This is a genomic window from Andreprevotia lacus DSM 23236, from assembly GCF_900176275.1.
In the GTDB taxonomy this organism is placed as follows: domain Bacteria; phylum Pseudomonadota; class Gammaproteobacteria; order Burkholderiales; family Chitinibacteraceae; genus Andreprevotia; species Andreprevotia lacus.
This window is the reverse complement of the sequence record NZ_FWXD01000012.1, coordinates 60,800-79,007: the sequence shown is the minus strand read 5'-3', so window position 1 is coordinate 79,007 and position 18,208 is coordinate 60,800. Positions and strand designations below refer to the sequence as shown.

Sequence of the window (18,208 nt, the reverse complement as noted above, 5' to 3'; positions counted from 1 at the left end):
CCTTGCGCTCCATCCCGAACTACCCCGAACGCAAGCGTGAAATAAGTGTTAACAGGCCCTAGTGGGTATACATCGCCGGCACCGGGATATCGCCATTGGTACCCCACTGGATCACCGCATCCGGGCTGCCGCCGCTGTAGTGGATATTCCAGTTGCCGCTGTTAGGGTTCCACAGCGCCAGATCGGTCTTGCCGTCGCCATCGTAATCGCCAACGACGGGCTTGCCCGCCCACTGCCCGCCCCAGAACACCGATACCACGTTGCCGGTGCTGCTCTGACGGATCAGCCATTGCCCGGTGGAGGGCCGCCAGACCGCAATATCGGTCTTGCCGTCCTGATTGAAATCGACATTGACGTGGCGCACCGGGTTGGATTGCAGCACCAGCTTGGCCAGCGCCAGGCGGGCGCCACCGGCATTGGCCGACACATTCAAGCGGTATTTCACATACGCCTTGGCGTTGGTGAACTTGAACGCAACCGGGGTATTGGCCACCCAGGCGGTGTAGTTGCTCTGCTGCACTGGAGCAGTGATAGCAGCGGCAGCTCTGATAGCGGGTCGTCGGATAGTGGGAGTAACGATAGCTGGTAGTTGGCAGCGGAAGCCCATTTATTGAACCGGGCAATGTCCCGCACAAGGCCTCTTATACGATCACTCTGCTGATGCAGAGCTTGGCTATCAAGACTCCAACGTCTGCTCACCATCCGTTTCCCCCGGTCGTGAATGGCGGCTTCCCTGTTATGGAAGCCGCGATCCGGGCACCGCTAACACCGGGCAACAGACGAGGCCTACTTGGCATACTTCCAGAAGCGTCCCTTGCCCTCCGCAATCCAGGCAAGTGCCTCATCGATGCGCTTGTCACGCGTTGCCTCGGTCTTGGCTTCGCCGATCCAGATGTTGTATTCCTTTTGAAACGATGCCGATTTGCTCTCGAAAATCTTTATGATCTGCGGGTTGGCCTGAAGCTTTTCGGCAAATGCGGCAGGCATGCCGACTTCCTTGGGCGTTCTGAATTCACGTACCGGCACTTTGACGCCCTGCTCATTGAGCGCCATCGACTCCTTGATCCAGGAAGTTAACTCCTGGTCTGGCGGCAGATCCGCCAGCGAGGTCAGCTTGCCCATGAAACGCTTGGCGGCAGCAAGGTCACCATTGGCCTTGAGACGCGCATCGCCCATCAACGCGTCCTTGTAGAACGTAAAGGCGCAGTGCTTTTTGTAAGCCGCAAAAATGCACATCATGTCGCCGTGGTAGTCGAAATGCGGTATCCCCCATTTGATCTGCTCAACGACCTCGGGGCAGGCGGCGTGGATCAAATTGCGCAGGTGGGCAAAGACGGGCTTGGCAAAGTCTTCGGCCTGTTCTGCATAGGCATCCACCTTGGGATTGTGTCGGGGCGTGGACATCGGGTCGCTCCTCTCGTGCTCAGTTGAAGGTGGCAAGCAGTTCGTCCAGGCGCTCCAGCGTCGAGGCCAGACCTTCCTTCAGCCCCATCTGGATCACTTGCTGCAGGGCTTCAGCCGATGCATAGGAAACCACCGTCTCGACCAGCGTATAGGTCGCAGCTTCCGAGAATGTGACATCCCATCTGGATCTGGGCAAGGCAGGATTGAGCGCGCCGGTGTCATCACAAAAGCCGTCCAGCGCCGTGTAATTGTCGATGGGGCTGATCGTTTGATAATCCATGCGGCCCCAGTATTCCTGGCCATTGGGTTCCACCATCGCATAGAGCCAATACCCTCCTGCACGAAAATCCATAAAGCTGGTTTTCGTCGTCAACGGTTTGGGCGCAAACCACCGATCGAGCAATTCACTCTTGGTGTAGCAGTCCCAAACCAGTGATCGTTTGGCAGCAAACTCGCGTTTGATCGTGATGGTGTTTTTCTCTTTGTTAACAAGGAAGTCAAATTGAAGCTCAGCTTTCATCATTTTCGCCTTTCAAGTGAGTTAACAACTGGTCCAGATTTTCATACCGGCTCGCCCAGACTGCGCGTTGCTCGTCGAACCACTTCTCGGCAGCAGCCAGGTTTTCACGCCTGAGCGTGCAGGTTCGCACCCGGCCTACCTTCTCTGATGCGATCAAGCCACTGCTTTCGAGCACCTTGATGTGCTTCAGAAACGAAGGCAGCCCGCCGCCGAATGGTTCCGCAAGCTCCTTGATCGATGCGGGGCCTCTGCCCAGCCTCGCGATCACTGCGCGCCTGGTGGGGTCGGCCAAGGCGTGGAAAGCGCCATTGAGCGATGTCGAATAGTTTTCCATGTGGGAAACTTTAACAGAATAGTTTTCCACTTGGGAAACTATTTATGCAAAGCAAGTCAGGAATCGCAGGCGCTGAGCGCCGCAACTTGCGGCAGGCATCCACCTCAGCCGATACCGGCACTTCATAGAGGAAAAAGCACCCTGCAAAGTGTCAAGGCAGCATGGGCCGCTACAAAGCAAAACCCCGCTCACGCGGGGTTTTGCTTTACACCATAACCAGACCAATTTACTTCTTGGGTTCCGACTTGCTGTCGTAACGCTTGGTCCATTCGGCCAGGATTTTGTCGCGGTTGTTGGCCGACCATTTCAGGTCTTGCTTCACCAGCAGTTGCTCGTAGTTGCCCGGGATGAACTGGTTCGGCTTGGCTACGCCCGGCATGGCGACGATGGCGAAGTTCTTTTCATACAGTTCGTTGGCCGAGCGCGAGGCAGACCAGTCGGCCAGCTTCTTGGCGGCGTCCAGGTTCTTGGTGCCCTTCATGATGGCGGTGGCTTCCAGATCCCAGCCCAGGCCTTCCTTCGGGAATACCAGGTCCAGCGGTGCACCGCCTTCCTTCAGCTTGGCAGCGCGGTATTCAAACGAGATGCCGATCGGGAATTCGCCAGCAGCGGCTTGCTTGCACGGCTTGGAGCCGGAGTGCACGTATTGGCCGATGTTTTCGTGCAGCTTGTCCATGTAGTCCCAGCCGCCCTTCTCGCCGAATACGGTCAACCAAGCCGATACATCGAAGTAGCCGGTGCCCGACGAGGCCGGGTTCGGCATGACGATCTTGCCCTTGTATTCCGGCTTGAGCAGGTCTTTCCAGCTTTCCGGCTTCTTCAGGCCTTGCTTGGCGGCTTCGGCAGTGTTGAAACAGATGGTGGCGCCCCATACGTCCATGCCCACCCATGCCGGCGGGTTGGCGGCGTCAACGTAGCCCTTGCTGAGCTTTTCCACGCCCTTGGGGGCGTAGGCTTGCAGCATGCCTTCCTTCTCCAGCACCAGCAGCGACGATGCGGCCAGGCCCATTACCACGTCGGCTTGCGGGTTGGCCTTTTCAGCCAGCAGCTTGGCGGTGATGATGCCGGTGGAGTCACGCACCCACTTGATCTTGACGCCCGGGTTTTCCTGCTCGAACTTTTCCTGGTAGGCCTTGATCTGGTCGGCTTCCAGTGCGGTGTAAACAGTGATGGTGCTGTCGGCCAGCGCAGCAGCGGTCACCGATGCCATGCCCAGCGCGAGAAGAAGGTTGCGGATTTTCATGCTGCACTCCGTGTGCGTTTTTGAGATGAACGGAGCGCAGTCTAGAAAGTGATCGTTACATCGACGTGACGTCTAGACGAATTTTTAATGACTGATCGATCATCCAGTCATCCCCATCAATTTTTACGCGGCGAAACCCGGCGCAGTGGTGCCGGCAAGGCGCGCAAAGCGCGGGCAGTACAACACGTACTGCACCGCCAGCAGGGTCAGTGGCCGCCCAGCCAGGCATCCAGCGCGGCCCTGCCCGCTGCATCGGCCGCAGGCGCACGCAGGCCCCAGCTATCGACAGCGGCGGTCTGCACCACCAGCTTGCGCACGATCAGTTCATCACGGCGGAAGGCGTGGATTTCCACCGTGCTGCCGGCCGGCGTGCCGCCCAGCAGCGCATCCAGATTGCCCATGCTCACGCGCAAGCCATCCCATGCCACCAGCACGTCGCCAGCCGACAGACCCGCTGCACGCGCCGCACCGCCATCCAGCACCTGGGTGAGCTTGATGCCGCCGGCCTCGGCCGCCAGCTTGGCGCCGATGCTGTTGCCGGGCGCGGCGATCTCTTTCCAGCCGCCCTTGTCGCTGCCACCTGCGCTGGCGCGCAATTGCGTCTGCACACCGATTTCGTTCAGCAGTTCGCCCAACGGCAGCGGCTGGGTGGAGCGCAGCGCCAGATCGAAGAAATCGCGCAGGTCGAGGCCGGTGGCGTCTTGCGCGACCTGCTCCCAATCACGCTCGGCCACGCCCTGCCCTTGCGTAGCAAAGTCCTTGCCATAGCGTTGCCACAGCGCGCGCATGACGTCGTCCAGGCTCCTGGCGCCACTGCTGCGCTTGCGTATGGTGAGATCGAGTGCAGCAGCCACCAGCGCACCCTTGGTGTAGTAGCTGACCAGCGCATTGGGGCTGTTTTCGTCCTGGCGGTAGTACTTCACCCAGGCGTCGAGGCTGGCTTCTTCCAGCGTCTGCTTGAGGCGGCCTGCGCCGCGCTCTACCTGCGTCATGGTCTGCGCCAGCAGGTCGAGGTAATCCTGCTGCGCGATCAAGCCGCAGCGCACCAGGGTGAGGTCGTCGTAATACGAGGTAATGCCCTCGAACGCCCACAGCAGCCGGGTGTAGTTCTCTTGCGTGAGGTCGTACGGCGCATAGGCGGCCGGCTTGATGCGCTTGACGTTCCAGCTGTGAAAATACTCGTGGCTGCACAGGCCCAGATACTGGCGATAGCCGGTCTTGATGCTGGTTTCATGCGCCAGCGGCAGATCGTCGCGGCTGGCCAGCAAGGCGGTCGAGGCGCGGTGCTCCAGCCCGCCGTAGCCATCGCCGGTCACCATGGTCATGAACACATAGCGGCTAAACGGGGCTGGCTCGCCAAACAGCTTGATCTGGTATTCGCAGATGCGCGTCAGATCAGCCTGCAGCCGCGCCATGTCGGCCCGATGGCGGCCGGCAAGCACGATATCGTGCGGCACGCCGCAGGCGGTAAAGGTGGCCTGGGTGAAATCGCCCAACTCGACCGGGTGATCGATCAGTTCATCGTAATTGGCAGCGTAGTAGCGGCCGAATGCGCCGTCTGCGGCCCCTGCCTGTGGCAACGTCGTGGCCACGCGCCAGTTGGCGATGCCCTCGGGCGCCACCAGTTCGACGTCGGCCGGCATGGTCTCTTGCCCCGCCACCGCCAGGAACACGCTGGTGCCGTTGAAAAAGCCGCGTGCCTCGTCCAGATAAGCGCCGCGCACCGACAGATCGAAGGCATACACCTCGTATTCCAAGGTCAGCGTGCCGCTGCACGGCGCGGCCTGCCAGCGGTGTTTGTCCAGTTTGGTCAGCGCCACTGGTACGCGCTCGCCGTCATAGGCGCGGATCGCCACGATGTTGCGGGCAAACTCGCGCACCAGATAACTGCCCGGTATCCACACCGGCAACCACACCGCTTGGCCGTCCGCAGCCGGCTGCGCAATGGTGAGCGTCACCCGGAACAGGTGCGCGGCAAGATCAGCAGGAACGATGCGATACTGGATGGGCGAAGTGGCTGTCATGAATGGCAAGCGCCAAAAGCGGTAAAGCCGCTATTTGAGCACGCACGCGCTGCGCCGCCAACCCGCAATGCAGCAGGCTTCGCGCCAGGCGTGCCCCCGGCCACAAGCAAAACCTAGCGCTGGCCGGGCATCTTGGCCAGACCAACCTGATTGCGCCCGGCCTCCTTGGCACGATACAGCCCCTGGTCGGCCTGCTCGATCAGGTCGCGCACCGTCATGCCCGGCTCGAACACGGCCACGCCGGCACTGAAGCTGGACGTAAAACGTGCATCCGGCGCGATATGGCTGATGGCGGTAAAGCGCTCGCGCCACTCGTCCACCTTTTGCGCGGCGCGGATCAGACTGGTATCGGGCAGGATCACGCAGAATTCCTCGCCACCGTAGCGGCCGACCAGATCGGGCTCGGCTGCAGCATGGCGCAGCAAGCGTGCCAAGCTCTTGATCACGGCATCACCAGTCAGGTGACCGTGGTTGTCGTTGACGTGCTTGAAGTGGTCGATGTCTATCATCGCCAGCGCCAGCGGTCGGTTGCTTTGCGTGGCAAGGAACAACTCGGACTGCAGCCGGTTGGTAAAGTGGGTGTGGCTGAGCAAGCCGGTCAGGCTGTCGCGCGTCAGCGCGCGGCGCAGCCTGCGATAGCGATCGGCCACGATGGTGACGGTGGAAATCAGGTGCTCGACGTCGTTGTTCTTGACCAGAAAATCCTCGCCGCCCATGCGCCGTGCCGACAACTGATGCCCCAGCCGCGTTTCGGTGGAGAGGAACACGATAGGCAAGCCGTCGTATTGCGGATGCTGGCGCACGATGCGGGCAATCTCGTCCCCGGTATAGCTGGGCATGTAGATGTCCATCAGCACCAGATCGGGCTTGTAGCGCTGCAGCCACAGGAAGATTTCCAGCGGATCCTGGATATGCTTGGCCTGCATGCCGCTCTGCTCAAGCATCTTTTGCGCCCAGTGGCCGGAAGCCACCGAATCATCAACCACCAAGACGCGGTAGGGCACCGGCTCGTTGTTTTCCAGCAGCGCATCCAGCCGGTCGGCCAGCTTGCTGGCATCGCACGGCTTGGCAATGAAATCGCTCACCCCGGCGCGCAAGAGCTGAATCTGGCTGACGATGGTTTGCGAGCCGGACAGCAGCACCATGGGCCAGTTGCCGATGCGCGACAGGCGCTGCACCAGCTCCTGCATGGCCAGGCCGCTTTCCAGCCCTGCATCATCCAGCAGCACGGCCAGCGGCTGCGATTCGGCCAGCGCCACCAGCAAGGCGGCCGGGCGCTGGAACACGCGGCAGTCAAAGCCAAACGACACCAGACCGTCTGCCAGCATGGTGCCGACCTCGGCATCGGCACAAAGGGCAAGTATGGGTCGACTGGCGATATCCAACATAAAGAAAACGCTTTCTTACGAAATGATGCTTACAGTTTAGCGACTAATTTGCGAAATGCCCGACACCGCCCGTCTGCCGGACACCGACTGTGGCAGACCACTCAATCCCGCCCCTGCTTGCGCTGAAACTGGCTCAGCTCGCGCCGCCATTTCTTGGTGGGCCGCCCCTTCACATCCGGATGGTCGAAATGGGGGGCCATGGCCTGCAATTCCTTGCTCTGCGCGCGCCGCGCCAGGCTTTCCGGCGTTTCTTCATACAGCGTGACCGCCACGGCAGCCGGGCCGCGCTGGCCGGACAGCCCCTTGACCACCACCTCGAACTCGCCGTGCGTGGCATAGATGCGCAGGCGGTCACCCGGCTTGAGCGCACGCGCCGGCTTGGGGCGCTCGCCATTCAGGTGCACATGGCCGGCTTCGACTGCGTCGGTGGCCAGCGAGCGCGTCTTGTAAAAGCGCGCAGCCCACAGCCACTTGTCCACTCTTACCTTGTCGGCGTCGTTGTCCTTCATCGCTCACACTCCGGGATTGCAGTTACAAAAAACGGGGCACCAGGCCCCGTTTTCTTTGCCGTCGGCGATCAGCCTTCGGACTTGGCAGCACGGCGACGCTCGTGCTCTTGCAGGAAACGCTTGCGGATACGGATCGACTGCGGGGTGATCTCGACCAGTTCATCATCGTCGATGAATTCCACGGCCGATTCCAGCGACAGCTTGATCGGGGTGGTCAGGCGCACGGCTTCGTCGGTGCCCGAGGCACGCACGTTGGTCAACTGCTTGCCCTTGATCGGGTTCACGACCAGATCGTTGTCGCGGCTGTGGATACCAATGATCATGCCTTCGTACAGCTTGTCGCCCGGGCTGACGAACATGCGGCCGCGGTCTTCCAGCTTCCACAGTGCGTAGGCCACGGCTTCGCCGTTGTCTTGCGAGATCAGCACGCCGTTGTGACGGCCCGGCATGTCCGGCTTGACCGGTGCATAGTCGTCGAACACGTGGCTCATCAGGCCGGTGCCGCGGGTCATGGTCATGAAGTCGGACTGGAAGCCGATCAGGCCACGTGCCGGAATGTGGTATTCCAGACGGGTACGGCCCTGGCCATCCGATTCCATATTGGTCAGCTCGCCACGGCGACGACCGATTTCTTCCATGATGCCGCCCTGGTGTTCGTCTTCCAGGTCGATGGTCAGGTTTTCGTACGGCTCGCACTTCTGGCCATTGATTTCCTTGTAAACGACGCGCGGCTTGGCCACGGCCATTTCGAAGCCTTCGCGACGCATGCTTTCCAGCAGGATGGTCAGGTGCAGTTCACCACGGCCCGACACGCGGAAGATATCAGCATCGGCAGTGTCTTCAACACGCAGCGCCACGTTGGTCAGCAGTTCCTTGGTCAGGCGGTCGCGAATCTGGCGCGAGGTCACGAACTTGCCTTCGGTACCTGCCAGCGGCGAGGTGTTGACCATGAAGTCCATGTTCAGCGTCGGCTCGTCCACACCCAGCACCGGCAGGCCAACCGGGTTTTCCTTGTCACAGATGGTGACGCCGATACCGATATCGTCCAGACCCGAGATGATGATGATGTCGCCCGCTTCGGCGCTTTCAACCGGCACGCGCTCCAGACCCTGGAAACCCAGCACCTGGTTGATGCGGCCCGATGCCACTTGCTCGTCATGGTTCATCACCACAACTTGCTGGCCCGGCTTGATGCGGCCGTTCACTACCTTGCCCACGCCCAGACGGCCGGTGTAGGTGGAGTAATCCAGCGCAGCGAGTTGCAGTTGCAGCGGCGCATCGGCATCGCCCGGGGGCGACGGTACATGCTTGAGTACGGTTTCGAACAGCGGACGCATATTGTCCGAGGTTTCATCCAGTTCAAGCTTGGCAAATCCGTTCAGACCCGACGCGTAGATGATCGGGAAGTCGAGTTGCTCGTCGGTAGCGCCCAGCTTGTCGAACAGGTCGAAGGTCTGGTCCAGCACCCAGTCAGGACGTGCGCCCGGACGGTCTACCTTGTTGATGACCACGATCGGCTTCAGGCCCAGCGCCAGTGCCTTCTTGGTCACGAAACGGGTTTGCGGCATCGGGCCTTCAACGGCGTCAACCAGCAGCAGCACGCCGTCCACCATGCCCAGTACGCGTTCTACTTCACCACCGAAGTCGGCGTGCCCCGGGGTATCAACGATGTTGATGTGGGTGCCTTCATATTCGATGGCGGTATTCTTGGCCAGAATGGTAATGCCACGTTCTTTTTCAAGATCGTTGGAATCCATCACGCGCTCGTCAACCTGCTGGTTTTCGCGGAAGGTACCGGATTGGCGAAGAAGTTGGTCGACCAGTGTGGTTTTGCCGTGGTCAACGTGGGCAATAATGGCGATGTTGCGAAGCGCGCGCGTCATTGGGGACTCGATGCATGGTTAATCATTAACCTGCGATTGTACCACGCGATTGTGGCAGAACGCTGTTGCGCCGACGAAGCGGGGGTTGAGATCAGCCTTCAGCCCGTGAAGAGCGCCTGCCAAAATCCGGTGAAATCGTACTGGCAAGACGTGCAAAGCGCGGTCAGATACAAGGCGTCTGGCAAGTCAGCTCACACAGGTGGCTCGGTTTTGTTAACCATGTTCAAACGCGAGCAGCGATTTGATGGCACAACCTTAGCAACACCCGATTCATGCCGCGAACGAGCGTCAGCGAGGCTCCCTCGCGGCGGCGAGGGCGGGGGTGTGGAATCAATCGGCGAGCGCCGGGGCATCACCTGCCAACACCGGTGAGAGCCCGGCTCTGCCGGACTCTTGGCAGCAGTTCACCAACAACAAACGGCAGCAAAAGCCCAAGGCGCGTCAGCGCCGCTTCATCCAGACCACATGCGGCACGTCGGTGCCGTTGCGCTCCAGCAGCGCGGCATAGCGTACGGTCACCCGGCCGAATTGGGCATCGATCTCGTTGAGGAAATAGCGCGTCTGCACCGCAAGGGTGCCGGCGACGATGCTGTTGCGGGCCTTTTCCGGCAGGGCCTTGGTGAAGTCGTCGATGGTTTCGAAATACTTGCCAGCCCGGCGCGACACCACGGCCTGCGCCTGCGGCAGCCCCAGCTCGGGGATAACCGCAGCCAGCACTTCGGCACTGGCAAAGTTGACGTTGACCGGCGTGAACTGCGGCAGCGCCGTGGCGTACGGCGCCAGCTTGGCGACGATTTCGCGGTTGAAACCCTGCACGCGCAACAGGTTGTCCATATCGGTCAGCGGCTGGTTGGCCGCGCGGTATGGCGGGTTCTTGCCCAGATATTCAAGGTCTTCGGCGCCGCCGGGGTAACGGGTGATGCTGTCGTTGTCTTCCCAATCGACAATCGCGTTCACCAGCTCCTCGCCCAGCCCGAGCTGGCGGAACAGCCGCTGCGCCGCCTTGACCTGCTCTTCGTTCACCTGCCCGGCCGGCGCAAGATTGTTGAGGTTGAACTTGCCCTGCTGGTCGAGCACCCGTCCACCCACGCGGCCTTTTTCCACCGGGATGGACGGAATCGGGATGTTCCACGGTTCGAGCAAGTGATCGACCTGATTGTTGCGCGCATCGTCGCGCAAAGTCAGCCGCGCCATCTGCAGCCCTGCGCGTGCCACGCCGCGTGCTTCGGCCTGATCGAACTGGTTTTCCAGTTGGCGGAACCACAATTGCTGGCGCCAGACCATCCATGCCACCAGCGCCGCCACCAGCGCGGCGGTCAATACGGCAGTGATGATGGCAATGCCGGCCTGCCGGCGCGGCGAGCGGCTGCGGCTCAAGGTTTTGGTCTTCATGGTAGCGCGTAAATCCGTTCAACCATGGGCTCGCCCTTGCGCGTGAGCTGTACCTTGATGCCACGCGGCGGGGTCAGGCTGGCCACCTTGCCGCCGGGCTGGCGATACGGCCAGTTGGCCTGCCAGGTGTTGTCGGCGTCGAGAAACCACACGGCAAAGCGTTCCACATCGGGCATCAGTACATAAGCCTGCGGCTCGGCGCGCGGCGCCAGATCCAGACTATCCCACTGCAGCATTTCCAGCCGGCCGTCCTTCAGGCGATACGCCACGTGATAAGGATCGCGGTCACGCCCTACCCGCACCAGCTCCAGCACCGGCTGGCCGGCATTGGCCGCCTCGGCCCCGCCCAGCACCGCTGCCTGCAAGGTGCCGCCGGTATCGCGCCATGGCCGGTTGATGACTTGCGTGGCGTCTTCTTCAAAACGATCCAGCACCAGCGACAGGCTACGCCAGCGCTGCGCCTCTTCATCCAGCCGCAGCTTGGTATCGGCAATGCGCGACAAGCCCTGATACGCCACCAGGGTCAGGATGGCAAAAACCGTCAGTGCGATCAGCACTTCCAGCAGCGTGAACCCGGCAGAATCAGTGCGGCGCATTGGCAAGGTAACTCACGAGCGTGGCCAGCGCATGCTGGTCGTTGCCACTGTCATAAACGCTGATTTCCAGCCGACGGAAACTCAGATTGGGCGAGGCACTGGTTTCGATGCGCCAGGTGAAACTGTGGCCGGCCTGTTCCTCCTTGCCCTCGGTACGGCCGATGACAGGGAAATCGGCACGTGCGGTCATTTCATTCAAGCGATTCTGCGCCACCCAGCCGGCCAAGGTGCGCTGGCGGAACTCTTCGGCAGTGCTCACGCTGCTGCTGGTGGCCTTCATCGCGGCGGCCAGCGCAATCGCCAGCACGGCCAGCGCCACCAGCACTTCGATCAGGGTAAAGCCACGCACACGCTCAGTCATGCGCGGCCTCCACGGCGCTGGCGCTCACCTGCCCCATCACGTCGCCGTCCAGCCGCCATTGCTGCTCACCCAGCAGCAGCTCCATGTGGAAGGGCTGGTTCACCCCCGAAGGCTCGAACACGATGCGCTCGCCCAGCGGCTGATCACGCAGGCTCACCTGCTGGTGCTGCACCTGCATCCCCTCGGGCAAGGTGCGCGGGCGGAATTCGTCCTGTGTGGCGTATACCTGCCAGTTGTTCTGCTCGTCCTGCAGCCAGAACTGATAGCCGCGCCCGTCGCTGCTCCACGCCAGCGCGCGGCCACCATTGATGGCCTCATCACGCGCGTCGTCCAGCAGCAGCGCCAAGCGCTGTGCCTCACGCGCAACAACGCGGCCATCCGATTCACCCAGTCGTACCACGGCAACCCCCAGCACGATGGCGACGATGCCCAGCGTGACGAGGATTTCAATCAGGGTGAAGCCATTACGACGCATGAATCTACGCGGCTCAAAGCATCCACGAGCCCAGATCGGCGTCGTAGCCCTCACCGCCGGCCTGGCCATCGGCACCGTAGCTCATCACGTCGATTTCACCGTGCAGGCCCGGATTCAGATAAATGTAGTCCTTGCCCCACGGGTCTTTAGGCAGCTTTTCCAGATAGCCGCCGTTCTTCCAGTTACCCGGCACGGGCGGGCTGCTGGGCTTTTGCACCAGCGCGTTCAGGCCCTGCTCGGTGGTCGGAAAACGGCCGTTATCCAGCTTGTACAGCTTGAGCGCCTGCATCACCGAACCGATATCCTGCTTGGCCGCAGTCACGCGCGCATCGTTGGGGCGATCCATGATCTTGGGTACGATCAGCGCGCCCAGAATGGCCAGAATGGTGATCACCACCAGGATTTCGATCAGCGTAAAACCGCGCTGCTTTTTCATCACGACACTTCCTCAAGATTTCAATGACGGATGCGCCGTTGACCATGGCCAACGGCGCGGGTTCATTTGACCAGTTGATTCATTTCGAAGACCGGCAGCAGGATGGCCAGCACGATGAGCAGCACCACGCCGCCCATCAGCAACACCATCAAGGGGCCGAGCAGGCTGGTAAACGTGGCGACGCGGTTTTCCAGCTCCTGCGATTGCTGTGCCGCCGCCTTGTCCAGCATGGTCTCCAGCCGGCCAGTGGCCTCGCCGCTGCCGACCAGATGCACCAGCACCGGCGGAAACAGGCGCGACTGCGCGAGCGCGCGCGACAGCACCGCGCCTTCACGCACCTGCCGTGCCGCCTCGGCCACCGCATCGCGCAGGGTGAGGTTGGACAGCACACCCGCCGCTGCCTGCAAGGCATTCAGCAAGGGCACGCCGCTGCCCACCAGGATGGCCAGTGTGGACGCAAGCCGTGCGGTGTTGCCCGCCAGCTCGAACCGGCCAAACAACGGCAAGCGTAACTTCCACGCATGAAAACCACGTTTCACCTGCGGATTTTTCAATGCGCGCCAGCCGCCAAAACCGGCCAGCAACAGCAGCAGGAACACGATGCCACCCCAATCACGCACGAAATTGCTGGTCCACAGCAACGCACGGGTGAGGAAAGGCAGCGTCTGCTTGGCGCTCTGGAATACCGTCACCATCTGCGGCACCACCCAGGTGAGCAGGCCGACGATGACCATGGCCGACACCACCATCACCACGATCGGGTAGATGAAGGCCAGCATCACCTTGGAGGCCAGCGCCGAGCGTGCTTCCAGATAATCGGCCAGCCGGTCCATCACCGCCGCCGCCTTGCCCGACTCCTCGCCGGCGGCCACGATGGTGCGATACAGCTCCGGGAATGCCGACGGATGGCGCGACAGCGCGCTGGACAGCGATGCGCCGCTCAAAATCTCGCTGCGCAGCGCAGCCACCAGGCGCTTTTCCTTGTCGTTTTCGCTTTGCTCGCCCAGCACCACCAGTGCCTGTTCGATATTCAGCCCTGCATCAAGCAAGGTGGCGAACTGGCGCGTCAGCAGCGCCAGCTGCGCCGTGCTCAGCCGCTGGCCGCGCGCACCGCTGCTGGCGGCAACCTCGGTCAGCTCGCTCACCCATACGCCCTGTTCGCGCAGGGCCTGTCGCGCCAGCCGTGGCGAATCGGCCTCGATGGTGCCGCGCTGATCTGCGCCGGCCTGATCGACGGCCCGGTAGCGGTATGCGGTCATGAATGGATATCGCGGGCGATCAGGAGAAGATCACGGTCTTGTTGGCGTACACCAGCACGCGGCGATCCAGATGCCACTTCACCGCACGCGACAGCACGATGCGCTCCAGATCACGGCCCTTGAGCACCAGCTCGTCCACGTCATCTCGATGCGAGATACGGATCACGTCCTGCTCGATGATGGGGCCGTCGTCCAGCACTTCGGTCACATAGTGGCTGGTGGCACCGATCAGCTTCACGCCGCGCGCAAAGGCACGGTGGTAAGGCTTGGCGCCATCAAAAGCCGGCAAAAAGCTGTGATGGATATTGATCACCTGCTGCGGATAGGCAGCAGTGAACTCATGGCTGAGCACCTGCATATAACGCGCCAGCACGATCAGATCGACGCCGTGCGCCTGCAGCAATTCGCGCTGGCGTGCTTCGGCCTCGGCCTTGTTGTCCTTGGTCACCTCGACCACGTGGTACGGAATGCCGTAGAAATCGGCCAGCGCGCGGCAATCTTCGTGGTTGGAGATGATGAGCGGGATGTCGCAATGCAGCTCGCCGCTCTTGTAGCGGTGCAGCAGGTCAACCAGGCAGTGGTCGTATTTGGACACGAAAATCGCCAGCCGGGTGCGCTGGGCCGACAAGGCCACCTGCCAGTGCATGCCGAAGCGGTCGGCAATCGGCTGGAAGGCCGGCTGGAAGGCATTCATGTCCAGCGTGAAGTCGGCCAGATCCCACTCGACGCGCATCAGGAACAGGTTTTCGCTTTCGTCCTGATGCTGGTCCGAATGGATGATGTTGGCGTTGTAGGTATACAGAAAATTGGCGATGGCGGCCGAAAGACCCTTGCGGTCCGGGCAGCTGATCAACAGGGTGGCGGTGTTCATGCACTAATCCGTGGCAAAACCAGCCGCCGATTCTAGCAGCCTGCCACGCCCTGCGGCGAGTGCGTTTCAGGCTGCGGGTTCCGCACGCCGGCGGCGCAGGTCGCCCACATCAACCAGCGCATCCAGAAAGCTTTGCTGAAACGCAGGGCCGTAACCATGTTCAGGTATGCTGGACTGCCAGCGCCAGCCGCTGGCGGCCTTGCTGTCCGCCACCAAGGCCAGCGGATAACCGAACATGGCGGCATAAATGGCCTCGCCAATACCGGCCGTGCGCGCCGGGTTGAACGGTTTGCCGTCTGGCCCGCGCAATTCGTGATCGATGGCGCGCAGCACTACGGTCATCGTCTGACTGGGAGTAAGATGATCACTCATCGCCATATGGGCGGCGGCAATCAGCAATTCGGCGGGCACAAGTTCCATTACTTCCTCCGGCTTGCAGGCTCGGCCCTCTGAACCTTAGACAAGCCCCGTCCCCGGCCACAAGCCCTTTTTGCGCCGCACCAATCGTCCGTTAATGTAGACCCCCATGTTCGACATCGTTCTGTTCCAGCCGGAAATCCCGCCCAATACCGGCAATATCATCCGCCTTGCCGCCAATACCGGCTGCCGCCTGCATCTGGTCAAGCCGCTGGGCTTCGAGCTGGAAGACAGCAAGCTCAAGCGCGCCGGGCTGGATTACCACGAATACGCCAGCCTGAACGTGCACGAAAACTGGGATGCGCTGCTGGCCGCCCTGCCCGGCCGCCGCCTGTTTGCCATGACCACCAAGGGCAGCAGCCGTTTTGACACGCTGTCCTTCCAGGAGGGCGATGCCTTCGTGTTCGGCCCGGAAACCGCTGGCCTGCCCGCGCACATTCTTGAGCAGTTCGCCCTCGAGCAGCGCATCCGCCTGCCCATGCGTCCGGGCCAGCGCAGCCTCAACCTGTCCAATGCGGTAGCCGTTACCGTTTTCGAGGGGTGGCGCCAGCTGGGTTACGCGGGCGGCGCGTGAGCAAAGTTTGATGTTGCGCAAGGCGGCTGCCGCACAGTGCTCGCATGCTTCAGGCTGTACAATTGCAGGCCGCTGTCATGCCCAACCCGCACTCCACCGCACAGGACGTTCACGCCGTCGATTTTGACAAGGCATTGATTGCCCGCCTGGCCGGCAATGGCCCGCGTTATACGTCTTATCCGACCGCAGACCGCTTCAGCAACGGCTTCGACCAGACGCAATTCCTGAGCGAAACGCAACGCCGCTTTTCGGCCGAGCAAGTACGGCCGCTTTCGCTGTACGTGCACATCCCCTTCTGCGATACCGTGTGCTTTTACTGCGGTTGCAACAAGGTCATCACTGCCAACCGCAGCCATGCGGCGCGGTATCTGGACTACCTGGAGCGCGAAATCGCACTGCAGGCGCCGCTGTTCACCGGCCGCGCCCGCGTGGAGCAGCTGCACTTCGGCGGCGGCACCCCCACCTATTTCACCGACCAGCAACTGACCCGACTGATGGCCAGCCTGCGCGAGCACTTCGCATTTACACCGGCGACCGAGGGCGAGTTTTCCATCGAGATCGACCCGCGCAAGGTCGGGTCGGAAACCGTGGCGCAATTGGCTGCATTGGGCTTCAACCGCATGAGCGTGGGCGTGCAGGATTTCGACCCCGTCGTGCAGCATGCGGTCAACCGCATCCAGAGCGAGGCAGAAACCGTTGCCGTCATCGAGGAGGCCCGCAGCTGCGGTTTCAAGTCGGTGTCGATCGACCTGATTTACGGACTGCCACGTCAGACGCTGGGCGGCTTTGCCGCCACGCTGGATAAGGTCATCGCGATACGCCCGGATCGGCTGTCGGTGTACAACTATGCCCACATGCCGCATCTGTTCAAGACGCAGCGGCAGATCAACGCCGCCGAGCTGCCCTCGCCGGATACCCGGCTTGACCTGCTCAGCCTGGCCATACGCCGGCTGACCAATGCTGGCTACGTCTATATCGGCATGGATCATTTCGCGCTGCCGGACGACGAGCTGGCACATGCGCAGCGCAAGGGCACGCTGCAGCGCAACTTCCAGGGTTATTCGACGCGCGACGACATCGACCTGCTGGCACTGGGTGTATCGGCCATCAGCAAGATCGGCGGCAGCTACAGCCAGAACGTGCGCGACCTGGGCAGCTATTACGCCCAGCTGGATGCGGGTGAACTGCCGCTGTTGCGCGGCATTGCGCTGAGCCGCGACGACCTGTTGCGCCGCAGCGTGATCCAGCAGCTGATGTGCCACTTCCACCTTGATCTGCAACAGCTCTCGACCGAGTGGCAGATCGACGCGCGCAGCTACTTTGCAGAGGAATGGCAGGCGCTGTCGATGTTGGCGGACGACGGCCTGCTGGTGCTGGACGATGCCCTGCTGCAAGTGTTGCCGCGCGGCCGCCTGCTGATCCGCAACATCGCCATGCAGTTTGATCGTCACTTGCGTGAAAGCAAGGTGATGAGCCAGGCCCCCCCCTTGCAACGCTACTCGCAAACCATTTAACACTCACCGGCCAATTTGCGCTGAGCGAACTTCACCTGTCTTGCCAGCGCGGCAGCGCCAGGCATTGGGGCACCCGGCATGGGTGCCGGGCATGCCGGGTGCCAGACTGGCCGGGAGGCCGGTTGTTTACTGCATGCGCTTCATAGCTGGCTCATGCCACCGTCGATGATGAGTTCGGTACCCACGATGAAGGCCGATTCCGGCGCGGCCAGATACGTCACGGCGCTGGCCACCTCTTCCGGCGTGCCGAAGCGCTTGAGCGGCACCTGGGCCTGGATGCTGGCCGCAACTTCGGACAACTGCTCGGCCAGTACGCCCAGCTTGCCATACAGCGGTGTGCTGATCGGGCCGGGGCTGACCACGTTGACGCGGATACCATCACCGACCAGCTCGGCCGACAGCGTTTTGGCAAACGAAATCAGCGCTGCCTTGCTGGCGGCGTAGATGCTGGAATTGGGCATGCCGATGTGCGCATTGATCGAGCCATTGAGCACGATGGCAGCACCATGGTTCAGCAAGGGGCGCAGCGCCTGTACGGTAAAGAACGGCCCTTTCACGTTGACGTCGAAAATCAGGTCCCACAGCGACTCATCAGCACCTTCCAGCGAGGCAAAGCGGGCGGTACCGGCATTCAGGAATACCGCATCAAGCGTAATGCCGCGTTCGCGCAGCGTGCTTGCCAGTTGTTTTGCAGCGGCTTTGCTGCCGGCATCGCTTTGCAGCACCAGGGCATCTGCGCCGAGCACGTCTTGTGCCTTGGCCAGCGTGGCGCTGTCGCGGCCGGTGATGATGACCTTGGCACCTTGCGCGGCAAACGCTTGAGCGGTTGCCAGGCCGATGCCGCTGCTGCCACCGGTTACCAGTACGGTCTTGCCATTGAATCGGGACATGATCTTCTCCTTGGGTTGATTTAGCTCGGCGCCGCATTGCGTTTGCCGATGTGCCCACTGTATGCCTCAGCAACTTTGCGAAGAAGACAACAAATATTGTTCTATCATTCACTTTTAA

20 protein-coding genes are annotated in these 18,208 nt (G+C 61.6%); 2 read left to right on the top strand and 18 right to left on the bottom strand.

What is annotated here, in order from left to right; translation table 11 throughout:
* Positions 1-58 precede the first annotated feature (58 nt).
* From B9A19_RS11515 to B9A19_RS11435, 17 genes are all read right to left on the bottom strand, one after another.
* Positions 59-520 carry an FG-GAP repeat domain-containing protein gene (locus B9A19_RS11515; RefSeq protein WP_176216893.1) on the bottom strand — a complete coding sequence of 154 codons (462 nt, stop codon included), beginning with the start codon at positions 518-520 and terminating at the stop codon, positions 59-61.
* Between the two features lie 266 nt (positions 521-786).
* On the bottom strand, positions 787-1,377 hold the full coding sequence (locus B9A19_RS11510; protein WP_217807048.1) for a DUF1801 domain-containing protein: 591 nt from the start codon (positions 1,375-1,377) through the stop codon (positions 787-789).
* Positions 1,378-1,423: 46 nt separating this feature from the next.
* Positions 1,424-1,927, bottom strand: coding sequence for an SRPBCC family protein (locus B9A19_RS11505; RefSeq protein WP_245804329.1), 504 nt, complete (start codon positions 1,925-1,927; stop codon positions 1,424-1,426).
* Complete coding sequence (locus B9A19_RS11500; RefSeq protein ID WP_084090947.1) at positions 1,914-2,258, bottom strand: ArsR/SmtB family transcription factor; 345 nt, start codon at positions 2,256-2,258, stop codon at positions 1,914-1,916. Before B9A19_RS11500 ends, B9A19_RS11505 begins: the two co-directional genes overlap by 14 nt.
* Before the next feature lie 226 nt (positions 2,259-2,484).
* Complete coding sequence (locus B9A19_RS11495) at positions 2,485-3,501, bottom strand: putative 2-aminoethylphosphonate ABC transporter substrate-binding protein (protein WP_084090946.1); 1,017 nt, start codon at positions 3,499-3,501, stop codon at positions 2,485-2,487.
* A gap of 206 nt (positions 3,502-3,707) precedes the next feature.
* Positions 3,708-5,525, bottom strand: coding sequence for a M61 family metallopeptidase (locus B9A19_RS11490; RefSeq protein ID WP_084090945.1), 1,818 nt, complete (start codon positions 5,523-5,525; stop codon positions 3,708-3,710).
* A 113-nt stretch (positions 5,526-5,638) separates the two neighbouring features.
* A complete protein-coding gene (locus B9A19_RS11485) occupies positions 5,639-6,913 on the bottom strand; it encodes a diguanylate cyclase (protein WP_084090944.1) in 1,275 nt (424 codons plus the stop codon).
* 101 nt (positions 6,914-7,014) lie between these two features.
* Positions 7,015-7,422, bottom strand: coding sequence for an RNA-binding S4 domain-containing protein (locus B9A19_RS11480; protein WP_084090943.1), 408 nt, complete (start codon positions 7,420-7,422; stop codon positions 7,015-7,017).
* 68 nt (positions 7,423-7,490) lie between these two features.
* Positions 7,491-9,305, bottom strand: coding sequence for a translational GTPase TypA (typA, locus tag B9A19_RS11475; protein ID WP_084090942.1), 1,815 nt, complete (start codon positions 9,303-9,305; stop codon positions 7,491-7,493).
* Positions 9,306-9,746: 441 nt separating this feature from the next.
* Positions 9,747-10,697: a type II secretion system minor pseudopilin GspK gene (gene gspK, locus B9A19_RS11470; RefSeq protein ID WP_084090941.1), complete on the bottom strand. Its 951-nt coding sequence runs from the start codon at positions 10,695-10,697 to the stop codon at positions 9,747-9,749.
* On the bottom strand, positions 10,694-11,293 hold the full coding sequence (gspJ, locus tag B9A19_RS11465; RefSeq protein ID WP_084090940.1) for a type II secretion system minor pseudopilin GspJ: 600 nt from the start codon (positions 11,291-11,293) through the stop codon (positions 10,694-10,696). The genes gspK and gspJ overlap by 4 nt, the downstream gene beginning before the upstream one ends.
* Positions 11,280-11,654 (bottom strand): type II secretion system minor pseudopilin GspI, encoded by a 375-nt coding sequence (gene gspI / locus B9A19_RS11460; protein WP_084090939.1) that lies wholly within the window; start codon positions 11,652-11,654, stop codon positions 11,280-11,282. Before gspI ends, gspJ begins: the two co-directional genes overlap by 14 nt.
* Positions 11,647-12,129, bottom strand: a complete 483-nt coding sequence (locus B9A19_RS11455) for a GspH/FimT family pseudopilin (RefSeq protein ID WP_176216892.1) — start codon at positions 12,127-12,129, stop codon at positions 11,647-11,649. Before B9A19_RS11455 ends, gspI begins: the two co-directional genes overlap by 8 nt.
* Before the next feature lie 13 nt (positions 12,130-12,142).
* Complete coding sequence (gene gspG / locus B9A19_RS11450; RefSeq protein WP_084090937.1) at positions 12,143-12,565, bottom strand: type II secretion system major pseudopilin GspG; 423 nt, start codon at positions 12,563-12,565, stop codon at positions 12,143-12,145.
* Between the two features lie 62 nt (positions 12,566-12,627).
* Positions 12,628-13,824: a type II secretion system inner membrane protein GspF gene (gene gspF / locus B9A19_RS11445; RefSeq protein WP_084090936.1), complete on the bottom strand. Its 1,197-nt coding sequence runs from the start codon at positions 13,822-13,824 to the stop codon at positions 12,628-12,630.
* 19 nt (positions 13,825-13,843) lie between these two features.
* Positions 13,844-14,695, bottom strand: a complete 852-nt coding sequence (gene purU, locus B9A19_RS11440; RefSeq protein ID WP_084090935.1) for a formyltetrahydrofolate deformylase — start codon at positions 14,693-14,695, stop codon at positions 13,844-13,846.
* 66 nt (positions 14,696-14,761) lie between these two features.
* The gene (locus tag B9A19_RS11435) at positions 14,762-15,115 is read right to left on the bottom strand and encodes a hypothetical protein (RefSeq protein WP_084090934.1); all 354 of its coding nucleotides are present in this window, start codon (positions 15,113-15,115) and stop codon (positions 14,762-14,764) included.
* A gap of 106 nt (positions 15,116-15,221) precedes the next feature.
* Here B9A19_RS11435 and trmL point away from each other — a divergent pair, with 106 nt between their 5' ends.
* Both trmL and hemN read left to right on the top strand, forming a co-directional pair.
* Positions 15,222-15,686: a tRNA (uridine(34)/cytosine(34)/5-carboxymethylaminomethyluridine(34)-2'-O)-methyltransferase TrmL gene (trmL, locus tag B9A19_RS11430; RefSeq protein ID WP_084090933.1), complete on the top strand. Its 465-nt coding sequence runs from the start codon at positions 15,222-15,224 to the stop codon at positions 15,684-15,686.
* 77 nt (positions 15,687-15,763) lie between these two features.
* The gene (hemN, locus tag B9A19_RS11425; RefSeq protein ID WP_084090998.1) at positions 15,764-17,200 is read left to right on the top strand and encodes an oxygen-independent coproporphyrinogen III oxidase; all 1,437 of its coding nucleotides are present in this window, start codon (positions 15,764-15,766) and stop codon (positions 17,198-17,200) included.
* A 140-nt stretch (positions 17,201-17,340) separates the two neighbouring features.
* On the opposite strand, the gene B9A19_RS11420 is transcribed toward hemN, so the two are convergent.
* The gene (locus B9A19_RS11420; RefSeq protein ID WP_084090932.1) at positions 17,341-18,090 is read right to left on the bottom strand and encodes an SDR family oxidoreductase; all 750 of its coding nucleotides are present in this window, start codon (positions 18,088-18,090) and stop codon (positions 17,341-17,343) included.
* Positions 18,091-18,208 lie beyond the last annotated feature (118 nt).

Excerpts from the sequence above, each read along its gene's own strand:
- trmL (WP_084090933.1), top strand. The coding sequence starts at position 15,222 with ATGTTCGACATCGTTCTGTTCCAGCCGGAAATCCCGCCCAATACCGGC.
- gspG (WP_084090937.1), bottom strand. The coding sequence starts at position 12,565 with ATGAAAAAGCAGCGCGGTTTTACGCTGATCGAAATCCTGGTGGTGATC.
- B9A19_RS11490 (WP_084090945.1), bottom strand. The coding sequence starts at position 5,525 with ATGACAGCCACTTCGCCCATCCAGTATCGCATCGTTCCTGCTGATCTT.
- B9A19_RS11495 (WP_084090946.1), bottom strand. The coding sequence starts at position 3,501 with ATGAAAATCCGCAACCTTCTTCTCGCGCTGGGCATGGCATCGGTGACC.
- gspK (WP_084090941.1), bottom strand. The coding sequence starts at position 10,697 with ATGAAGACCAAAACCTTGAGCCGCAGCCGCTCGCCGCGCCGGCAGGCC.
- B9A19_RS11455 (WP_176216892.1), bottom strand. The coding sequence starts at position 12,129 with ATGCGTCGTAATGGCTTCACCCTGATTGAAATCCTCGTCACGCTGGGC.
- B9A19_RS11480 (WP_084090943.1), bottom strand. The coding sequence starts at position 7,422 with ATGAAGGACAACGACGCCGACAAGGTAAGAGTGGACAAGTGGCTGTGG.
- purU (WP_084090935.1), bottom strand. The coding sequence starts at position 14,695 with ATGAACACCGCCACCCTGTTGATCAGCTGCCCGGACCGCAAGGGTCTT.
- B9A19_RS11435 (WP_084090934.1), bottom strand. The coding sequence starts at position 15,115 with ATGGAACTTGTGCCCGCCGAATTGCTGATTGCCGCCGCCCATATGGCG.
- gspI (WP_084090939.1), bottom strand. The coding sequence starts at position 11,654 with ATGACTGAGCGTGTGCGTGGCTTTACCCTGATCGAAGTGCTGGTGGCG.
- typA (WP_084090942.1), bottom strand. The coding sequence starts at position 9,305 with ATGACGCGCGCGCTTCGCAACATCGCCATTATTGCCCACGTTGACCAC.
- B9A19_RS11500 (WP_084090947.1), bottom strand. The coding sequence starts at position 2,258 with ATGGAAAACTATTCGACATCGCTCAATGGCGCTTTCCACGCCTTGGCC.
- gspJ (WP_084090940.1), bottom strand. The coding sequence starts at position 11,293 with ATGCGCCGCACTGATTCTGCCGGGTTCACGCTGCTGGAAGTGCTGATC.
- B9A19_RS11505 (WP_245804329.1), bottom strand. The coding sequence starts at position 1,927 with ATGATGAAAGCTGAGCTTCAATTTGACTTCCTTGTTAACAAAGAGAAA.
- B9A19_RS11420 (WP_084090932.1), bottom strand. The coding sequence starts at position 18,090 with ATGTCCCGATTCAATGGCAAGACCGTACTGGTAACCGGTGGCAGCAGC.
- hemN (WP_084090998.1), top strand. The coding sequence starts at position 15,764 with ATGCCCAACCCGCACTCCACCGCACAGGACGTTCACGCCGTCGATTTT.
- gspF (WP_084090936.1), bottom strand. The coding sequence starts at position 13,824 with ATGACCGCATACCGCTACCGGGCCGTCGATCAGGCCGGCGCAGATCAG.
- B9A19_RS11485 (WP_084090944.1), bottom strand. The coding sequence starts at position 6,913 with ATGTTGGATATCGCCAGTCGACCCATACTTGCCCTTTGTGCCGATGCC.